This is a genomic window from Pseudomonas sp. P1_F1_2, from assembly GCF_056405815.1.
The window spans coordinates 1-18,515 of record NZ_JBFUBK010000004.1 but is presented as its reverse complement, the minus strand read 5'-3'; the positions used below and the strand labels follow the sequence as shown (position 1 = coordinate 18,515).

Below are 18,515 nucleotides of genomic sequence, written 5' to 3'. Positions count from 1 at the left end.
GTCGACCTGGTCTAGCAGGTCGTGGGTACCACAGGCTCAAGGGAACCTCCAAAAGTGATAAAAAAGATCCTGATCGCCAACCGTGGTGAGATTGCCGTACGAATCGTACGTGCCTGCGCCGAGATGGGCATTCGCTCGGTCGCGATCTATTCAGACGCCGACCGTCATGCCTTGCATGTGAAGCGTGCGGATGAGGCCCACAGCATTGGTGCCGAGCCATTGGCCGGCTACCTGAATGCGCGAAAATTGGTGAACCTGGCCGTGGAAACCGGTTGTGATGCGTTGCATCCCGGTTACGGCTTCCTCTCGGAAAACGCTGAACTGGCCGATATCTGCGCAGAGCGCGGCATCAAGTTCATTGGTCCATCGGCTGAAGTCATACGCCGTATGGGCGACAAGACAGAAGCCCGCCGCAGCATGATCAAGGCCGGCGTGCCGGTTACGCCTGGCACCGAAGGCAACGTCGCGGACATCGCCGAAGCTTTGGTCGAAGGCGACCGTATTGGTTACCCGGTGATGCTCAAGGCAACCTCCGGTGGTGGTGGTCGTGGTATCCGTCGCTGCGACAGCCGCGAAGAACTTGAACAAGCCTTCCCGCGCGTGATCTCTGAAGCCACCAAGGCCTTCGGTTCGGCGGAAGTGTTTCTGGAAAAATGCATCGTCAATCCAAAGCACATCGAAGCGCAGATTCTCGGCGACAGCTTTGGCAACGTGGTGCACCTGTTCGAGCGTGATTGCTCGATCCAGCGTCGCAACCAGAAACTGATCGAGATCGCCCCGAGCCCGCAGCTGACCCCTGAACAGCGCGCCTACATCGGCGACCTGTCGGTGCGTGCAGCCAAGGCCGTGGGTTACGAGAACGCCGGCACCGTGGAGTTCTTGCTCGCCGAGGGCGAGGTGTACTTCATGGAAATGAACACCCGGGTGCAGGTGGAACACACCATCACCGAAGAAATCACCGGCATCGATATCGTGCGTGAGCAGATCCGCATCGCATCGGGCCTGCCGCTTTCGGTGAAACAGGAAGACATCCAGCACCGCGGTTTCGCGCTGCAGTTCCGGATCAACGCCGAAGACCCGAAAAACAACTTCCTGCCGAGCTTCGGCAAGATCACCCGTTACTACGCACCCGGCGGCCCCGGTGTGCGTACCGACACGGCGATCTACACCGGTTACACCATTCCGCCGTTCTACGACTCCATGTGCCTGAAACTGGTGGTGTGGGCGTTGACCTGGGAAGAAGCGATGGACCGTGGCTTGCGTGCCTTGGACGACATGCGTCTGCAAGGGGTCAAGACCACCGCCGCGTACTACCAGGAAATCCTGCGTAACCCGGAATTCCGTAGCGGCCAGTTCAATACCAGCTTCGTTGAAAGCCATCCTGAACTGACCAACTACTCGATCAAGCGCAAACCCGAAGAGCTGGCCCTGGCCATCGCCGCCGCCATCGCCGCCCACGCAGGCCTGTGAGGAATATAACAATGACTAAGAAGATTCACGTAACCGACACCATCCTGCGCGACGCCCACCAATCGCTGCTCGCCACCCGCATGCGCACCGAAGACATGCTGCCGATCTGCGACAAGCTCGACAAAGTCGGCTACTGGTCGCTGGAATGCTGGGGCGGCGCGACCTTCGACGCCTGCGTACGCTTTCTGAAAGAAGACCCGTGGGAGCGTCTGCGCCAGCTGCGCGCGGCACTGCCTAACACTCGTCTGCAAATGCTCCTGCGTGGCCAGAACCTGCTGGGTTACCGCCACTACAGCGACGACGTGGTCAAAGCCTTCGTCGCCAAAGCCGCGGTCAACGGTATCGACGTGTTCCGTATCTTCGATGCAATGAACGACGTGCGTAACCTGCGCGTGGCCATCGAAGCGGTGAAAGCGTCGGGCAAACACGCTCAAGGCACCATCGCTTACACCACCAGCCCAGTGCACACCATTGAGGCATTCGTGGCGCAAGCCAAGCAAATGGAAGCCATGGGTTGCGACTCGGTGGCGATCAAGGACATGGCCGGCCTGCTGACACCGTACGCGACCGGTGAGCTGGTCAAGGCATTGAAATCCGAGCAGTCGCTGCCAGTGTTCATCCACTCGCACGACACGGCCGGTCTGGCCGCGATGTGCCAAATGAAGGCCATCGAAAACGGTGCCGACCACATCGACACCGCGATCTCCAGCTTCGCCTGGGGCACCAGCCACCCTGGCACCGAATCGATGGTCGCCGCCCTTAAAGGCAGCGAGTTCGATACCGGCCTGAACCTGGAGCTGCTGCAAGAGATCGGTCTGTACTTCTACGCCGTGCGCAAGAAGTACCACCAGTTCGAAAGTGAGTTCACCGCCGTCGACACCCGAGTTCAAGTCAACCAGGTACCGGGCGGGATGATTTCCAACCTGGCCAACCAGTTGAAAGAGCAGGGCGCGCTGAACCGCATGAGCGAAGTGCTGGCTGAAATCCCGCGCGTTCGCGAAGACCTCGGCTTCCCGCCGCTGGTAACGCCGACCTCGCAAATCGTCGGCACCCAGGCGTTCTTCAACGTGCTGGCTGGCGAGCGCTACAAAACCATCACCAACGAAGTGAAGCTCTACTTGCAAGGCGGCTACGGCAAGGCGCCGGGCACTGTTAACGAACAACTGCGTCGCCAGGCAATCGGTAGCGAAGAAGTGATCGACGTTCGTCCAGCCGATCTGCTCAAGCCGGAAATGGCCAAACTGCGTGCTGAAATTGGCACCGTGGCCAAGTCCGAAGAAGACGTGCTGACCTACGCAATGTTCCCGGACATCGGTCGCAAGTTCCTCGAAGAACGCGCTGCCGGCACCCTGACCCCTGAAGTGCTGCTACCGATTCCTGAAGCCGGTCGCGTGACCTCGGCCGGTGGCGAAGGCGTGCCGACCGAGTTCGTCATCGACGTTCACGGCGAGACCTACCGCGTCGACATCACCGGTGTCGGCGTCAAGGCTGAGGGCAAGCGTCACTTCTACCTGTCCATCGACGGCATGCCGGAAGAAGTGGTGTTCGAGCCGCTCAACGAATTCGTCGGCGGCGGCAGCAGCAAGCGCAAGCAAGCCACTGCGCCGGGCCACGTCAGCACCACCATGCCGGGCAACATCGTCGATGTGCTGGTCAAGGAAGGCGATACCGTGAAAGCCGGCCAGGCCGTGCTGATCACCGAAGCGATGAAGATGGAAACCGAAGTCCAATCGGCCATCGCCGGCAAAGTCACCGCCATTCACGTGGCCAAGGGCGACCGGGTCAATCCGGGCGAAATCCTGATCGAAATCGAAGGCTGATTTAACAGCCTCGATTGACCGCTTTAAACCTCGGGGGGGCATGTGCTCCCCTTTTTTTTCGCCGCTAATTTGTGGTGGTCAGAAATTCATCCGCCATTGGCCGGTGACACCATGGCTTCGACTGTCGGTGCCCATCTCGCCGTTAACGCCGACACCCAGCGTATGTCTTGCTGATAATCCAAGGTCCAGTCCTGCATCGACTGCCAGGTTGTTACGGTCCAGCGGCGCACCGGAAACGGTGTAGTTTCTACCGCCCGTTGCCAGTCGTTGACGGGAATCGCTGGCGACATCACCGTAGGTGTGTTTCCAGCTGGCACTGAATCGCGGCGTCAGTTGCATGCCGTTATTCAGCACATTGAGTTTCGCCAGGCGCAGGCCGAACGTGGTGCTCATATTGTTCTGGGTCTGGCCCTGAACTTTCAGCGCCGCAGCGCCACCTTTTTCCGTGTAGCTGTCACGCTGATAGCGTTCGTAGCCAAGGCTGGCGAACGGTTCGATGCTGACGTTGGCACGCCCCAGGTTGTAACCCACTTCAGCGAAAGCCTGCTGGGTGTTGGCGTCGTAACGGCCTTCCGGGCGATCGCTGAAACCTTTGAAGGCCACCCGGCGTTTGGTGTTGCCGTCGTGATTGCCATAAGTCGCGCCCAATCGCAGCGACATGGGGCCGTTCTGGCGCAAGGCATAGGCGCCCAGATACCAGCTGTCGAGATCGCCATCGAGGTCGCGGCTATCGAGGCGTGTTTCGGATTTGCCACCCATCATCCCGATACGCCATTCATCATCGATGCCCCAATCGGCGCCCAGCACCAGGCCTTGGGTGGCGTGTTTCAAGGGGTCAACTTCACGATCCAGTGTTCCGCCATGACCTAACGCTTGAAGCCAGACCCTGCCGTTGTCTTCGCTGCCCGCGGCCAACCGTGGAGCGTTGTTGCGGTTTCTGCCGGAGTTGTAGTTGCTGGCGCTGTCCAGTTGGCGCATGGCCGAGAGCATGGTTGTGCTCACCGGGTTGGCGCTGGAGAGCGTTGCCTTGGCGAGATTGGCGGTGGTGCCGCCGGCCAGTTGCTCGATGGCATGGGATGCGGTTGTCTTGTCGCTGGCCAGCAGGGCCACGACTGCGGCGTTTTTGGGGCTGGATGGCGTTGGGGTCGAAGATGATTCATTGGCAGTAACGGGGGAGGTGTTTTCAGATGGCGTCTGCCCTCTCGGCTCCTCAATACTTGCTCCTAATTCCTGTCCGTTCTTCGAAGTCGCGATGCTTTCGATAGGTACATCGTTTCGGGTCAAGACCAAGTCGACTTTCTTAGGATCGTCGTATAGGACAACAGGCGTCAAAAAGACAAGGTTGTTGATCACATTGCCAAATCGGCCCTCGATTTTATCGGCCACAAGAATGCTGTTTGCGCTGATTGTCGGGTAGTCACCGGGTGCGGCAGCGATGTTCAGTGTGGCGCCACCGAGCGTGGCGGTGCCATCGACTACTATCGTTTCACTTTTGCGTTCAGGGTGGACCTCGTAGACCAGTTCGGCAGTGTTGGAAAGCTTCAGGTCACCCTTAACTTTTGGGGCGCCGTGCACCTTATCCACCAAAAATTTTCCGTTTACCTCCAGCGAACCCGTGCGACCACCGCCCGCAAATACCCCTTTTTCGTGAATAAAGACGTCGCCTTCGATCGTACCCGGGTTATTCAGGATGCCACCTGATTGCACGGTGACTCCGCCGCCAATCCTGCCGTTGTTGACGAGCGTGCCTTGGGTCAAGGCATCTCCCAGGACGTTACTGTTATTGACTAGCTTCGTTTTGGGGCGCACCAAGGCGCCTGAGTTGAAGTCACCCTCGGCACCATTCAAGGTCCAGGTGCCACGTTTGAGATCCAGTCCTTCGAAATTTCGACTGTCGCCTAACGTGCCAGCGCTCGCCGTATCCAGTTGCAGAATATTGGTGCCGCCACCACCGTCAATCAATCCGGTGATGCTCCCGTGGCGGGATACGGTGACCAGATCATTGTCGTCACTGAAGACTCGGTTAACACCGTCCACTGTTTTGCCGATGATGACCTTATTGGTGTCAGGGGCACTGATGAACACATCAAGCGCTGCCAAGACCTGATCCGGCGTTTCAAGCGCGGGGGCCGTGTTTTCGACAGGACTTTGTTGGGCAAAAACTTCAGTGCAACCCAGCGCAAGTGCGATGGCCAGCGCCAAGTGATGGGGTCGGTATTTGTGCTGAACAGACATTGAATTTAGCCTTCATGAAAAGAAGACCAAACTCTATGGAGAGCGCCTGGATACCGATGTCAGCCGCTTCCGGCGGGTATGCAGGCGGTGTCAGATAGATAAGTAGAAAATTACCCACCGTTGGAATTCGGCAATTTTTAGCCGTTTGAAATGAAGACCTTTCTTACAGCTAATCGAGACGTGGCTGGCTTTCGCAATGTAGAAACTTATCCGCCACGGTCCTATCAGCCCATGATTACGGCTTGCCATAGCCGCCGATGGCTTACAGCCAGAGTCGGCCTGGCGCATTTTGGTCATTGAGGTTGCGTGCTTCGGATGGCATGCCGGAGGGTTTTTACAGAATGATGTATGCAGTTGAAATCTGCATTATTCTGCGGTTTTTAACCATCCGCCGTCCTTTATGCGCAATTTAATGCATTTTACAAAGTGCTTTTGAGAAGTTGAATGCACTTTGCAGTTGAGTCGATCTACTCTCTGGCACAAATAACCACGCCCGGTAGCCTGATGGACCACATGGACGTCATCCGGATGCGTGCCGGACTCTGGCGTGATGCTGGGCAGATGGACCAAATCCCGAATCTCGTGGCTGACTATCTGCGACGTGATCTGCTCAATAAAATCCTTGGTAACTCAGATAACCACGGGCGCAACACCGCAATCATTCACGACACCGCCTCGTTCCGCTTGGCACCTATCTATGACCTGGCACCGATGGCAATGGACGACGAGGGTGTCACACGAACCACCAAGTGGCCAAAAGAGTTGGAGAGAGCGGGTGATGTTGATTGGCGAGGAGTATGTCGAGCACTGGCTGACATCGCCGATCCGAATGATCCGCTGGCCGCATTGAGTGACCTGTCGGAACCCTTCGCACGATTGCGCGAGGATGCCAAACGCCTGGCGGCACTCCCCGATATTTTGACTGCCAGTGGCTTGCCCGACGCGACAATGAATCACCCGGCGATTGCCTTGAAAAATCTGGAGCAGCGTTTGAAAGAGTGGGACCTGACATGAGCATGACCGTTGCAGAGCGCACCGTGCTCATCGAAAGTATTCAAGAAGGGTTGGCTCAATGCACTCTTGAAATAGGCGAGGCGGTTCGTCGATTACGGGTAGAAGTCACAGGCCTGCACCAGACTCAATTTGCAAAAATGTGCAAAATCTCAGTGCGCACGCTGGTGCATATCGAACTTGGGGAAGGGAATCAAACGCTGAAATCGCTGAATGCAGTGTTTTGACCATTTGGGCTGAAGATGGGCGTCGTGCGGATTCGGCGCGATTTGAGCTGAAACTAACGCACATCAAAAGCTTCGCGGGCTAGCGTGCCCGCGAAGGCGTGCTGGCAGACACGAGGATTACGCGCGGCACTCCACCAACGTTTTCAGCTGCCCCGAATCCGTCTGGTTTTCATCGCTCAACCACCGCTCGAACCCGGCGCCAATCGCCGGCCATTCCGAGTCCAGAATCGAATACCAGGCGGTATCCCGGTTCTGTCCTTTCACCACCATGTGCTGGCGGAAGACCCCCTCAAAACTGAACCCCAATCGCTCGGCGGCGTACTTCGAGCGGGCATTGCCGTTGTTGCATTTCCACTCCAGGCGTCGGTATCCCAGTGCAAACGACTCCTTGGCCAGCAGGTAAATCGCCTCGGTACTTTTCGGCGAGCGCTGCATGGGGGCGCCGAAGGTCACGTGGCCGATTTCGATGCGTCCTTGCGCCGGGACGATCGACATCAGGCTGAGAATGCCCTGCACCTCACCGCTGGCACGGTCGATCACGCTGAAGAAATACGGATCGCTATTGGCTGCATGGTTGTTCAACCAATCGTTAAACACGCTCCGTTCCGGGAACGGTCCGTAGGGCAAATAGTCCCAGAGCTTCGGGTCGGCACCGGGGCCTTGCAAGGCCTTGAACAAACCGTCGGCATGACGCACCGGGTCGAGTTTTTCCAAGCGAATGAAGCGCCCTTCGAGAGCTTTAACGGTGGGCGCCGGGACGCCTTTCCAGTCTGCGAGTGAAGTCGACATGGTGTTCTCCTTGAACCTTAAAGGGCTTTGCGAAACTGAATGAAACCGGGGCGCTCGGCGATGCGCTCGTAGAGCTGGATCGCGGTGGCGTTGGTTTCGTGTGTCAGCCAGTGGACTTTGCAGCAACCGTCCACTTTGGCAGTGGTGTAGACGAATTCAATGAGCTGGCGGCCGACCCCGGTGCCACGGGTTTCAGGCGACACCAGCAAGTCTTGCAGGTAGCAGGAGTTTTCGATGCTCCAGTTCGAGCGATGGTAGATGAAATGCACCATGCCGACGGCTTTGCCATCGGCCCAGGCCAGTGCGGCGTGGGTCGGTTCGCTCGGGTCAAGCAAGCGCTGCCAAGTGCTGTCAGTGACCGCCTCGGGTAACTCGGTGTTATAGAAACGCAGGTAGGCTTGCCACAGCGGCAGCCAGGCGGCGTGATCGTCGGCGCTGACCTGGCGGATTTCAATCTGACTCATGTTTATTCCTTAACGCATCAAGTGGGCGAGGGCCTGGTCGTGTACATCAGGGCTGGCGGTGAGCCCCTCGCGCACACCGGCAATGTCTTCAGGGCTGCGGTTCTGGCTGAGTTTGCGTTTGCCTTCCAGGCGCTGGATCGGCAGGGCAAACCCGACAATGGCTTTGAGCATGCCGTCGATGTAATCAGCGGGGGCGTCGGCGACTTTCCAGGGTTGCGCGCGGCTGGCTTCGTGGCGATCGGTCAGCGCGCTGACCAGGTCGAGCAGGCGATCCGTATCGCTGAACACTTCGGCGGTACCGTAGGCGTGTACCGCGACGTAGTTCCAGGTTGGCACGACTTTGCCGTGCTCGGCTTTGCTCGGATAAAACCCCGGGCTGACGTAGGCATCGGCACCGGCAAAGATCACCAGGGCTTCAGCGCCGTCCTGCAATGCCTTCCACTGTGGATTGGCCCGGGCGAAGTGGCCGTAGAGCGTGCCCTTCGGGCCTTGGTCAGGATTGAATAGCAACGGCAGGTGGCTGGCTTGCAGGCCTTGCTCGCCGTGGGTAACCACCATGGCGAGGCGGGTGCCGAGGATCTGCTGGCGCAGTTCATCCAAATCTTTGATGGCAAAGCTGCTGGGGTTGTACATGGAAATATCCCTTGGCGAATGCCTCCATCCTAGGCAGGCTATTGGTCTGTTGTAAGAGCCATTACCGACCAATTTCATAGGTCCATTACCATGACGGACGCGCCGCTTTCCCTCTCATTCAACCCGGCAGGCATCGAACTCGATCGTCGCCAGGGCCTCAGTCGCCAGCTGTATCAGGCGTTACGGGTGCGAGTGCTCGACGGGCGACTGGCCAGCGGCACGCGACTGCCGGCCAGTCGGGATCTGGCGGCGGCGCTGGCGATTTCCCGAAACAGTGTGGTCCGCGCTTACGATCAACTCTATGCCGAAGGCTTTATCGAAGGCCGAGTGGGCGACGGGACTTACGTCGCGCAACTGCCCCAGGCCGCGTTACCGTCGAAAAAATTATCCACAAAAGTATCCACAGGGTTTTCAACAGGGTTACCCACAGCTTTATCCACAAATTGGCTGGATTTACCTGTGATTCCATCCAGTAAAGTTATCCACAGCGGCGCATTGGGTCGCGTTGAAAAGAACCATTTAGCCCTGCCGCCGAGTGGACCGCCGCGTGCCTTCCGGGTCGGTGTTCCGGCATTTGATCTGTTTCCTTTCGAAGTCTGGGCCAAGCTGAACGCGGCTTTCTGGCGCAAACCGGATTTACAGCAGTTGTGTTACGGCGATCCGGCGGGCGATGCGCGTTTGCGCGGTCTGATTGCTGCGTATTTGCGCAGCTCGCGGGGCATGCAGTGTTCGGCTGAGCAAATAGTGATCACCAGTGGCGCGCAACAGGGAATTAGCCTTTGTGCACAGCTGCTGGTGGAGCCGGGTGATGGGGTGGCGATCGAGAATCCGGGGTATCGGGCAGCGGGCCATGCGTTCGCCGTGGCCGGTGCGCGATTGCACGGTGTGGCGGTGGACAGCGAGGGTATCGATTGTCGCGAATTGGCAGGGCTCAAGGATTGTCGCCTCGCTTATGTCACGCCGTCGCATCAATACCCGACCGGTGTGGTGATGAGCCTGGCACGGCGCCTGGAATTATTGGCATGGGCCGAACGCACCCAAGGCTGGATCGTCGAGGACGATTACGATGGTGAGTACCGATACAGCGGTGCGCCGCTGGCGCCGCTGGCGGCACTCGATCGGCAGGGACGGGTTTTGTACGTCGGGACGTTTGGCAAAGTCGCTTTCCCGGCACTGCGTCTGGGTTATCTGGTGTTGCCGCCGACCCTGGTGCAGGCATTCTCTCAACGGCGCGCTGTGGACGTGCGGCATTCCGAAGTGAGCACTCAAGCGGTGATGGCCGAATTCATGGCTGCCGGGCACTTTCAGCGTCATATCCGCCGCATGCGCCGTGCCGCCCTGAGCCGGCGTAATACGTTGCTGGCCGGTTGGCCGCAGAACATTCCCGGGATTGGCAGCCTGCCGAGCGTCGCGGCAGGGCTGCATTTGACGGTGGCGGTCGACTCTCAAGCCCGGGAGCAAGAACTGGTGGAAAAAGCGGCCAGCGCCGATGTCGAGATCAACGCATTAAGCAATTACTGGCTGCCGGATTCGCAAACACCGGTGGACCAGCGCGCAGGGCTGGTCCTGGGGTTTGCGGCAGTGCCGGAATCGGCGATCAGCGCTGCACTCGGGCGTTTGGAAGCGATCTGGCGTCCATAAGCAGTGCCTGGGTTCCCGGGTTTACTTGAAGAACAATGCAGCAGCCAGTCGTTGGTTGATTTCAGAGCGATAGATGGCAATGGACTGATGAGCGTTCAACTCATCACGCTTTTCGTGCGATCCCCCTAAACCGCGTTGTTCGACGGTCTTCAAGTGTGCAGCAGAGAAGGCAGCTCGTGGGCTGTCAGACGCCGGGTAGTGAAAGTGCGCGTACCAAAGGACTTTGCGGGTTTCGTGATCGCGAATCTCATACTCGTCCAGATAGTCTTTGCGTGGTCCTTTCAAACGTTGATGTTCCGGCAGTGGTTTACCGATCCTGTGGATGGTCACCTGGCCCCTGCTGTGCAGCCATTCAACGCGGCCCGCGGTGGGCGGCTGTCGCTTGGTCATGCTGATACGGACATCGGTGCCTTTTTTGTAAAGCGCGACCGCCTCATCGTTTAGCCTTTTGGCCACGGTGACCGCCGATCCCGGGCCGCCTTCGGTGGAGTTGCTATCGGTCAGGGCATTTTCGATGGTGTCCGCTGCCGCATCCATTCGGCGGGCCTGCTGATGAAACATCTCCTCGATTTCCAGCGGAATACGTCGATCGGCTTTTGAGTGGGCCTCGGTACGTCGGATGAAAGATTCCAGCTGTGTCAGTAACGATTCACCGTTTTGCACGCTGACCGTCAGCGTTGGAGGTATGACGGGGGGGACGACCGTTTTGACCGACTCATGCTCGACCCAGACACCGGGCGTTTTCTCATGGAATGTAGCGATCACTTTCCCGGTGAGTGGGGAGGTCACGTCGACCAGATCGGTGTCGGTAGAGTTTGCGCGCGTTCGGGACTTGCCGACGACGGCGCCTTTGAAACGCGTTTTGATGAGGCGATGCGGGGCCATTGCCGGTCGCGATGGGCCAGGCACCGGTTGGAGGGTCTTGCGTTCAAGCAGCAACCCCGACAGGTGATTCACGGCGCGTTCATTGAACGCTTCGATACGCTGACGCATCAGGTCCACTGACGGTTGCAGCAATTGCCCGGGGTACTCGTCGGGCAAGTCGAGAATACGTTGGTCGATGGTTGCGAACTGCTCCACCAGATCGCTGAAGCCCTCAATCCGTTCGGGTAGCGACAGGGGATTTTCCTGGGCGAGGTCCAGCGACGACTGGATGGTGAGGCCCGCGTCTTCGACAAGGCTTGCCAGTGCCCGACGGGCAGGTTCGGTGGTGACTGTGCCGGTGTCATTAAGACAGAGCTCTTGAGCGAGGCTGACCTGAAACAGCTTCAGGTCGTGCAGGTCGAAGCTGGGTAGTCCTCGCGTGTATTCCCTGGCGGTTTCGGTGGCTTCTCTGCCCAGCCGTTTCAACTCGTCGATCCGGGCCTGGGCAAATTCGATTTTGTCGATAAACCTCTGGGTCAGGTCGCTGGTCTGTTGATGAGTCTGGTGTCGTGTCAGGGTGGATTCGTTCATTGGCTCTGCGTCAAGCAGGGCCAATGAGCGACGCATGCAGGTGCCAAACACCGTGTTTTGTCGATGGAACCACATCTGTGTCAGCAACAACTGTTGATCCAGGCAACTGACCAGGACCGCGCGGTAGTTGATGATGGACTCCAGTGCGTTGAATGCCCTGAGCTGTTCAATGTAGACGCCGTAGACGGCGATCTGTTTTTCCAGTGTTTCTATCAGTCTGCGTCCATTGGGATCATCGATTCCCGCAGGGAGAGAGACAGCCGCTTTCTCTGCGGTTTCGAGTGCAGTCTTCAATACCGCTTTGTTCGAATCGAAGGTTTCCAGCTGATTTCGCAATTCGTTTTTTCGCCGGGTATTTTCCTGCATCAGCGCTTTTCGGCTACGGCCTCCGCCGCGCAACCTCAGACGTGTGTCGACGACCCACTGTCCCGTCGCGGTACGGGTCAGCAGGGGGCCAGTCCCTGATGGGGACTGACGGGTATCGATGATTTGCACGAATTCGTTGTCGTCGACCATGACTTCGAACCAGCGCTGGCCAACCTGTGCGTACCATTTTTGGTTGAGCGGGCTCAAAAAACGATGGGGGCCGATTTGGGTCGAGGGGGCTGAAAGGCCTTCAGGTTTTGCAATGGACAGCCCGTCCAGCAGGGTCACCAGGCTCGTTCGCGCCAGGGCGCCTTGGGTGTAAACGCTGGACTTGTGATTCGCTGGCAGCCGTTGAGCGGTGATATCGGGTAGCCGGATCACGGTGATTGTCGGCCTCGGTATGGGCTGTTGCTTCAGCGTCAAAGCCTGCTTTTCAATGGCGCGACTTGTCGTGTGGCGCGTCGCGGCGTAATGGGCCAGGACCATACCCAATGACAGGAACAGGTCGGTCAATGCCGTCCATGCATCGCCACTGTCACCTTTCTGGCTGGCTTCATTCGCTTGATCCAGGTCGCTCATGATTTGCCAGATCCAGGCCGCACTGGCAGCCGTTTTGCCCAGAAATGGCAGTGCAATGTTGAACAGCACCCACGCCCCTTGCTTGAGGGTCTGCCAACGACTTTGTGCATTGGAGACTGACTGCCGGTCTGCCAGGGTGATCATCGCGTTGGCATTGGCGGTGAACACGGCTGACAGGGAGAGTGGCGCCAGTGGCACTGCCGCCAGCCTGACGGCCCCCATCATGCCGAGGACCGATGCTGGATCAACCAGCCATTGCGACAGTGTCCAGACGGAAGGCAACTGGCCGGTAAATACGTACTGTGAGTAGTTGAAGCGCACATCGTCCGGCAACCAGGCCAGCACGGATTGGCGAAGCGTCTGGTTATGTTTGATTGCATACAGCAGGTTGGTTTCGCGGGGATATTGCAACAGCGGGGGATCAAGCAGCGGACGAAAGAGCAGGCAGGGCCCCTTGTCGGCGAGACGTGGGCCGATGACGAACATGTTGGCAACCTCGTCAGCCTTGTTGCCCGTGCGTCCCCCCGGAATGAACGCCAGCGGACGAATGATGATTTCCTGGCCGTCCACAAAGCGGTCGCCGGGCTTTTCCTGCATCGCCGCGACCACGAATCGGTAGCCCTGATCATCGATGCCTGCCTCGCCACGAATTTTGTACTGCAACGCCTGGAGCGGCAGCTGGATACGCAGGTGGCTGGCGAACAGGTTTTGCCGACGTTGTGTTTCCTTCGCGTCACCGAGTAGTTTTTGCTTGATCAGCGTGGGATAGGTTTCACCGATGTCGACCTCGGTGACCAGCTTTTCCAGGTAGTCCGGTGTCATCCAGGACTCAACGGCGCTGCCATCGGTACGGCGCACGGTCTTGTTGCCCAACGGCACGGCAATCAGGTTCTGCAGGGCCAGATCGATCAGCGACAGGGTGACGGTTTCGGTTTTACCCGGTACCGCGATGGCGCCCAGGATCACTTGGCTGGTAATGCTGAGTTCAATCGTTTCGAGCCTGGCGTCCGTCGCCTCCGGGTGATCTTTCAGCACCTGGTCTTTCAGTGCTTGCAGCGTAAATACCGGGAGCGGTGGAATGTCATCCAGAAAGGATTTGCCGCCGTGTTGCTCCCGAAGTTGAGCCAGGTCCATCAAGTGTCGGCTATAGCAGGTCAGGTCCGCCGGTTGAGCACTGAGCACCCACTCAGGCAGCAAGCGCTCAATCCGGCTGAAGCGCCCTTCGTCAACGTTTTTGCGGTTTCTGGCAGCCGTCATGGCTTGATGCGCAAGGCCACCGTTGGTGATGGTGCCTTGAAGCTGGCCGATAGCGGCGACTTCGAGAGCAATCAGCGCACAGGCTTGATGGTCGAAAAAGTGGCCAGCGGGTTCATACAAACGCCATTGAAAAGTACGCGAACCCGATGTGGATGCAACGCGTGCGGACAACGTTTCACTGAATGCTTGCAGTGAGTCGTAACGCTTGAAGCCCTCGGTGATCGAGTGGCTGATCACCAGCGTGCGCGTACCCAGCGTACCCACCAGCACGGCCACATCCAGTACCCACAGATGTTTGTCCGGCTCATCGATGTCGATCAGGCAGGCCCTCGATGTATAGGCGTCGTTGCGGTTTCGGCTGGTTTTATCCGGGTTGTTGAACAAGGCGAGCGCCATGGCCTTTTTATCCTCATCCCAGTCTGAAACCTGCTCGATGTTCCAGAGGTTGCGCAGTGAGCCTGAAAGTTGATGCCAGCGTGGTGTTTCGTCTTCTGTTGGCTGGTTCCAGTAATCAAGCTGCTGCTCTTGATAGGACACGAACAGTAGCGGGATCAATTGGTTGATCAACCGGCCAATGTCGTCGATCTTGACGGGCAACTGGATCGCCGATTCCACCCCTGGTTGCAGGGTCAGGAAGTGTTCCCCGTCGATGTAGGTCGCGGTCTGCGCCGACAGCGTGAGCCGCACCAGTGCGTCGGTCAGTGACTCGTATCGATGTGGGCCGGACGTGACCTGGTCGCCGCTGACCGTCCAGGTTGGCGTCACGACCATGGCCTGGACCGGGTCGATATCAAGGCTTGGGTACGCGGCGTCGAGCACGGTGCGCAGTGCGTTCGACGCCACTTCCCTGAGCGAGGGGCCAGTGACCAGTTGGGTCAATACATCTTCGGGGCGGGTGGATGAGGTGTCGGGCATGGCCATTTCCTTTGTGCCGATGAGGACGCGGGCCACTGGGCCGCGTTGTATCGGGGCAAGGTAGAGGGCTGTCGAAGGTGAAAGGTGGTAGATAGTTATTGCAGGCAAAAAAAGACCCGCTTATTGGCGGGTCTTCCATTTCATCAATGTGTCAGGTGCCTGACTTGATCTTGGTCCAGGCCCGTGTCCGCGCACGTTCGGCATCGCGCGGCAGGGGTTGCAGGGTGTACAGCGTGCTCATCGCCGTTTCGGTCGGGTACAGGTTCGGATTGTTGCGAATCGCCGGGTCGACCAATTGCGTGGCGTCCTTGTTCGGGTTCGGGTAGCCGACGAAGTCGCTGACCGGCGCAATCACTTGCGGCTGCAGCAAGTAGTTGATGAAGGTGTAGGCGTCTTCCGGATTCTTCGCACCTTTGGGGATGGCGAGCATGTCGAACCAGATCGGCGCACCTTCCTTGGGCAAGCGCATGTCAACGATCACACCGTTCTTGGCTTCCTTGGCGCGGTTGGCGGCCTGGGAGAAGCTGCCGGAATAACCGACCGCGACGCAGATGTCGCCGTTGGCAATGTCGGCCATGTACTTGGACGAGTGGAAGTAAGTGACGTACGGGCGGATCTTCATCAGCAGCGCTTCAGCCTTGTCGTAGTCCGCAGGCTTTTTGCTGTTGGGGTCCAGGCCGAGGTGTTGCAGGGCCAGCGGCAGGATCTCCGACGGTGAGTCGAGCAGGGCGACGCCGCATTGCTTGAGCTTGCTGATGTTCTCTTCCTTGAAGATCAGATCCCAGCTGTCCACCGGCGCGTCGGCGCCCAGTGCAGCCTTGACCTTGTCCGGGTTGAAACCGATCAGGATGGTGCCGTACATGTACGGCACGGCGAACTTGTTGCCCGGATCGTTGGCCTCAATCAGCTTCATCAGCTTCGGATCGAGGTGGTTCCAGTTCGGCAACTTGCTGCGATCCACTGGCTGGAACACACCGGCTTCGATCTGCTTGGCGAGGAACACGTTGGACGGCACCACGACGTCATAGCCGGAGTTGCCGGTCAGCAGCTTGGCCTCCAGTGCTTCGTTGGTGTCGAAAATGTCGTAGACCAGTTTGGTCTGGGTGTTCTGTGCCTTGAAGTCTTCCAGCGCCTTGGGGGTGATGTAGTCGAACCAGTTGTAGACGCGCAACGTTCGTTCTTCAGCATGAACCGCACCGCTGAGCACCGTGGCGCACAGGGTGGGGATGATAAAACGCTTGAGTCGATTCATTGTTCTAATTCCTCAGTGGGCGCTTTCAAAACCTTCGAGAACGTTGACGGCATTGATGCCGATTTCTTCTACCGCGTAACCGCCTTCCATCACGAACAGCGTCGGCTTGCCGAGGCGCGCGATGCGCTCGCCCATGGCCAGGTAATCCGGGCTGTCGAGTTTGAATTGGGAGATGGGGTCGTCCTTGAACGTATCGACGCCCAGGGAAACCACGACAATGTCAGCGCCGTACTTTTCGATCTCTTGGCAGGCCTGATCCAGGGCTGCGCTCCAGGTGTCCCAGCCGCTGCCGGCGGGCAACGGGTAGTTGAAGTTGAAGCCTTCCCCCGGGCCTTCGCCGAATTCGTCTTCATAGCCGAGGAAGAATGGAAATTCCGCTTCCGGGTGGCCGTGAATCGAGGCGAACAGCACGTCGCTGCGCCCGTAGAAAATCGATTGGGTACCGTTGCCGTGGTGGTAATCGACGTCGAGGATCGCGACCTTCCTGTGGCCCTGATCGAGGAACGCTTGAGCGGCGATGGCGGCGTTGTTGAGGTAGCAATAACCACCCATCAAATCGCTGGCAGCGTGATGTCCCGGTGGGCGGCACAGCGCGAAGGCACTGCGCGCTCCACGCTGGATTTCGGCTTGAGCGGTCAACGCCACTTGCGCTGCGCTGTACGCCGCTTGCCAGGTACCGGCCGTGATCGGTGCGCCGCCGTCGAAGCTGTAATAACCGAGCTGGCCGTGCAGGCTGGTGGGGATGATCCGGCGCAGGGTTCGGGCCGGCCAGGTGTAGGGCAGCAAGTCGCCGTCGGTGTTGAATTCGGTCCAGCGTGCCCAGGCACCTTTGAAAAAATCGAGGTAGTCGCGACTGTGAATGCGCGCGATCGGCTCAAGGCCGAAATCTTGGGGTGCTTCGACCGGGCCCAGATTCTGCTTTTTCACGCGTTGCAACACATGGTCGGCGCGCGACGGCATCTCAAAGCACGGCTTGAGTTGCCCGTCGATCAATTCGCAACGGCCATGGTGAAGGTGGTGATCGTCTGAGTAGATCGTCAGCATTTTCTTGTTCTCCGCAGGCTGATTCGGTTGATCACAGTCTTGCGGGAGGCGGGGTTTGAGAGAACGGCAGGAAAGGCCAAAAGGGGATAAATATGGCCAAAAGATTTGACCGAAATTCGCCCCTTAATGGCGCGACGACGCTTCAACATTGGGCTTGGAATGCCAAACCTGTGGGAGCGGGCTTGCCCGCGAAAGCGGTGGTCCAGTCAATGGAGATGCGTCGAATGTACTGGCCTCTTCGCGGGCAAGCCCGCTCCCACAGGGGTTATCGGTGTGGCCTGAACTGACTCGGCGCCACGCCGCTCCAGCGCACAAACGCATGGCGGAAACTCGCGGTCTCGCTGAACCCCAATGCCTCGGCAATCCGATAGATCGGCAGTTGATCCTCGCAGAGCATTCGCTTGGCCTGTTCGAACCGCAGCTCATCGAGCAGTTCCTGATAGCTGCATCCCAGGTCCTTGAGATGTCGTCGCAAAGTACGCGCCGAACAATTCAACTGTTCGGCCAGACCGTCCAGGCCCGGCGCCGCGCTCAACTGGGTGGCGAGGAGTTGGCGGATACGCCCCAGCCAGGCCTGACGCCCGGTGAATTCGGTGTTTTGCTTGCGGCAGCGTTCGGCCATGGCCTGGTGGGTAATGGCGTCGGCCAGCGGCAGGGGCTGATCCAGCCAGCTTTTGTCGAAAGCAAAGGCGTTGGACGCGGCGTCGAACTGCAAGGGGCAGTCGAAACGTTCGGTGTAGCGTGCCTGATAGTCCGGTGCCGAGTACTCGAAGCGTGCGCCCAGTAGCGGCAAAGGTCGGCCGAGCAGGTCTTCGCAGATGACTTTCATCGACACCAGGCAAAATTCCACATTGAACGGTGCCAGTGCCGGGTTTTCCCGATAGTCGCCAGCGGTGAGCCAGATGCGTTCGTTATCTTCTTTCAGGCTCAGTTCGAACAGTGTTCCCAGCAGCGCCGGATAGTGCAGGGCCAGTTGCAAGGCGTCACCTAAAGTGGCGCTGGTGAGTAAGGCGTACCCGAGCATACCGTAGGACGAAACGTGCATTCGCCGGCCCAGCTCCAGGCCAATGTCGTGGCGTAAAGCGACAGCATTGGCGCACACCAGCATCTCTTGGTTAGTCGTGATACGCGTGTCCGCCCGACTCAGGTCTGCCGCGCTGATACCGCTGCCGGCCAGTAATGCCTCGCTGGAAAGGCCTTCGGCCTTGAAGGTGTTGAGCACCAGAGAGACAGCGTTGAGGGTAGTGAGGTGGGAGTGGAGCATGGGTGTCTTCCAGCCGTGGAATGGCTGGAACGCAGCAAGTTATATGCCGAGCGAAGGACCTGTAGGAGCCGAGCTTGCTCGCGATAGCGGTAT

12 protein-coding genes and 1 pseudogene are annotated in these 18,515 nt (G+C 58.5%); 5 read left to right on the top strand and 8 right to left on the bottom strand.

Going from position 1 to position 18,515, the window contains the following annotated elements; translation table 11 throughout:
- Positions 1-54 precede the first annotated feature (54 nt).
- Positions 55-1,470 carry an acetyl-CoA carboxylase biotin carboxylase subunit gene (locus AC1D2P_RS01945; protein ID WP_046030798.1) on the top strand — a complete coding sequence of 472 codons (1,416 nt, stop codon included), beginning with the start codon at positions 55-57 and terminating at the stop codon, positions 1,468-1,470.
- Between the two features lie 11 nt (positions 1,471-1,481).
- Positions 1,482-3,290, top strand: coding sequence for a sodium-extruding oxaloacetate decarboxylase subunit alpha (gene oadA, locus AC1D2P_RS01940; RefSeq protein ID WP_046030796.1), 1,809 nt, complete (start codon positions 1,482-1,484; stop codon positions 3,288-3,290).
- Between the two features lie 78 nt (positions 3,291-3,368).
- On the opposite strand, the gene AC1D2P_RS01935 is transcribed toward oadA, so the two are convergent.
- The gene (locus AC1D2P_RS01935; RefSeq protein WP_109786788.1) at positions 3,369-5,525 is read right to left on the bottom strand and encodes an autotransporter outer membrane beta-barrel domain-containing protein; all 2,157 of its coding nucleotides are present in this window, start codon (positions 5,523-5,525) and stop codon (positions 3,369-3,371) included.
- A 450-nt stretch (positions 5,526-5,975) separates the two neighbouring features.
- Between AC1D2P_RS01935 and AC1D2P_RS01930 the strand changes: the two are divergent.
- Together AC1D2P_RS01930 and AC1D2P_RS01925 are read left to right on the top strand one after the other, a co-directional pair.
- Positions 5,976-6,539: pseudogene (locus tag AC1D2P_RS01930) on the top strand (HipA domain-containing protein); the annotation flags it as partial.
- Positions 6,536-6,763 (top strand): helix-turn-helix domain-containing protein, encoded by a 228-nt coding sequence (locus AC1D2P_RS01925; RefSeq protein WP_109786787.1) that lies wholly within the window; start codon positions 6,536-6,538, stop codon positions 6,761-6,763. The pseudogene AC1D2P_RS01930 and the gene AC1D2P_RS01925, both read left to right, overlap by 4 nt.
- Before the next feature lie 117 nt (positions 6,764-6,880).
- Here AC1D2P_RS01925 and AC1D2P_RS01920 read toward each other — a convergent pair whose 3' ends face one another.
- From AC1D2P_RS01920 to AC1D2P_RS01910, 3 genes are read right to left on the bottom strand one after another with little or no spacing between them, the layout of a single operon-like run.
- Entirely contained in the window at positions 6,881-7,552 is a 672-nt protein-coding gene (locus AC1D2P_RS01920; protein ID WP_109786786.1) for a GNAT family N-acetyltransferase, read from the bottom strand.
- Positions 7,553-7,569: 17 nt separating this feature from the next.
- Positions 7,570-8,016, bottom strand: a complete 447-nt coding sequence (locus tag AC1D2P_RS01915) for a GNAT family N-acetyltransferase (protein ID WP_109786785.1) — start codon at positions 8,014-8,016, stop codon at positions 7,570-7,572.
- A gap of 9 nt (positions 8,017-8,025) precedes the next feature.
- Positions 8,026-8,649, bottom strand: coding sequence for an FMN-binding negative transcriptional regulator (locus AC1D2P_RS01910; RefSeq protein WP_109786784.1), 624 nt, complete (start codon positions 8,647-8,649; stop codon positions 8,026-8,028).
- Between the two features lie 90 nt (positions 8,650-8,739).
- Here AC1D2P_RS01910 and pdxR point away from each other — a divergent pair, with 90 nt between their 5' ends.
- Positions 8,740-10,290, top strand: coding sequence for a MocR-like pyridoxine biosynthesis transcription factor PdxR (gene pdxR, locus AC1D2P_RS01905; RefSeq protein ID WP_046030783.1), 1,551 nt, complete (start codon positions 8,740-8,742; stop codon positions 10,288-10,290).
- Between the two features lie 21 nt (positions 10,291-10,311).
- Here pdxR and AC1D2P_RS01900 read toward each other — a convergent pair whose 3' ends face one another.
- The 4 genes from AC1D2P_RS01900 to AC1D2P_RS01885 form a co-directional block, all read right to left on the bottom strand.
- Positions 10,312-14,862: a dermonecrotic toxin domain-containing protein gene (locus AC1D2P_RS01900; RefSeq protein WP_109786783.1), complete on the bottom strand. Its 4,551-nt coding sequence runs from the start codon at positions 14,860-14,862 to the stop codon at positions 10,312-10,314.
- Positions 14,863-15,013: 151 nt separating this feature from the next.
- Positions 15,014-16,114, bottom strand: a complete 1,101-nt coding sequence (locus tag AC1D2P_RS01895; protein WP_109786782.1) for a polyamine ABC transporter substrate-binding protein — start codon at positions 16,112-16,114, stop codon at positions 15,014-15,016.
- A 12-nt stretch (positions 16,115-16,126) separates the two neighbouring features.
- Positions 16,127-17,158, bottom strand: coding sequence for a histone deacetylase family protein (locus AC1D2P_RS01890; protein ID WP_109786781.1), 1,032 nt, complete (start codon positions 17,156-17,158; stop codon positions 16,127-16,129).
- Between the two features lie 265 nt (positions 17,159-17,423).
- A complete protein-coding gene (locus AC1D2P_RS01885; RefSeq protein WP_109786779.1) occupies positions 17,424-18,422 on the bottom strand; it encodes an AraC family transcriptional regulator in 999 nt (332 codons plus the stop codon).
- Positions 18,423-18,515 lie beyond the last annotated feature (93 nt).